Annotated in this window: 1 protein-coding gene and 3 pseudogenes; all 4 read left to right on the forward strand. The window is 42.1% G+C overall.

Annotated elements, in window-relative coordinates; all coding sequences use genetic code 11:
* Nucleotides 1-234, forward strand: a pseudogene (locus E0D98_RS24315) (lyase); the annotation flags it as partial.
* Nucleotides 235-261: 27 nt separating this feature from the next.
* A pseudogene (locus tag E0D98_RS28185) lies at nucleotides 262-619 on the forward strand (RHS repeat-associated core domain-containing protein); the annotation flags it as partial.
* Nucleotides 620-748: 129 nt separating this feature from the next.
* A complete protein-coding gene (locus E0D98_RS28190) occupies nucleotides 749-1,108 on the forward strand; it encodes a type IV secretion protein Rhs (RefSeq protein ID WP_099355921.1) in 360 nt (119 codons plus the stop codon).
* A gap of 11 nt (nucleotides 1,109-1,119) precedes the next feature.
* Nucleotides 1,120-1,323, forward strand: a pseudogene (locus E0D98_RS24325) (sel1 repeat family protein); the annotation flags it as partial.

Here is a 1,323-nt window from a genome sequence, read left to right on the forward strand (position 1 = left end):
AAAAATGAGGAAGTCCGTATTGAAGCAATAATCGGACTTTCCTACAGAAAAGATAAAAGGGTTTTATCTGTTTTATGCGATGAGTTAAAAAAAAATACTGTTTATGATGATATCATTGAAGCTGCGGGTGAATTAGGTGATAAAACGCTACTTCCTGTTTTAGATACTATGTTGTACAAGTTTGATGACAATGAAATTATAACTTCCGCTATTGATAAGCTGAAGCGTTCATAGCGTGAGTTGCCTATGCACAGTGGGGGATTCCCGCCGGCACGGTGCAGATGCTCGACCGGCTGGAAAGTGAAATCCTGGCTGACCGGGTGAGTGAGGAAAGCCGCCGCTGGCGCTCATCAGCACGGAAGGGGCAACAGCGTGGTGCGCAGAATATGATGAATGGGGCAACCTGCTGAGTGATGAGAACCCGCATCATCTGCAGCAGCTCATTCGCCTGCCGGGTCAGCAGTATGATGAGGAGTCCGGCCTGTATTACAACCGCCACCGCTATTATGACCCGCTGCAGGGGCGGTATATCACTCAGGATCCGATTGGGCTGAAGGGGGGATGGAATTTTTATCAGTATCCGTTGAATCCGGTCATAAATGTAGATCCGCAAGGTTTGGTTGATATAAATTTATACCCCGAAAGTGATCTTATCCATTCTGTAGCTGATGAGATTAATATCCCAGGCGTTTTCACAATCGGGGGGCATGGTACCCCCACATCTATTGAATCCGCAACGCGCAGTATCATGACAGCTAAAGATCTAGCATATCTAATTAAATTTGATGGGAATTATAAAGATGGGATGACAGTTTGGTTATTTTCTTGTAATACAGGTAAAGGACAAAATTCATTTGCTAGCCAATTAGCTAAAGAGTTACATACAAATGTAATAGGACCTGACACGCTATGGACGTGGTGGGGGCGAGGAACTAATGGTAAGTTAAAAATGGATACAGTGCTAACAGCACCAACGAACCTTAATTCAAATAAGGATCTAATGGCTATAACAACAAAAGACCTTGGTAATTGGATAACATATGGGCCATCTGGGCACCCCATTTCTAATATGCAAGGTACGCCAGAAAAACCCAGTGATATAAGATAGGTTGTAGATGTATGAAAGCATGCTTGTTACTATTTTTTTATTTTTCTCTTATTGGTCAATTGCATGGTGCTGATGTGAAAATAAAAGAAAACGAAAGTGTGATGGGATCTACAGCAATGACCTATGATTTAAGTGAAGAAAAGCTGATGAAACTGAAGTATAAATCACAACATGGTGATTCAGAGGCATCATTTCGACTATATCAATATTACTGC

The sequence above is a fragment of the Escherichia sp. KCJ4928 genome (genome assembly GCF_004352695.1).
Classification (GTDB): domain Bacteria; phylum Pseudomonadota; class Gammaproteobacteria; order Enterobacterales; family Enterobacteriaceae; genus ECMA0423.

Bases quoted from the DNA above. Each gene is read 5' to 3' on its own strand.
- E0D98_RS28190 (WP_099355921.1), top strand. From the start codon at position 749: ATGACAGCTAAAGATCTAGCATATCTAATTAAATTTGATGGGAATTAT.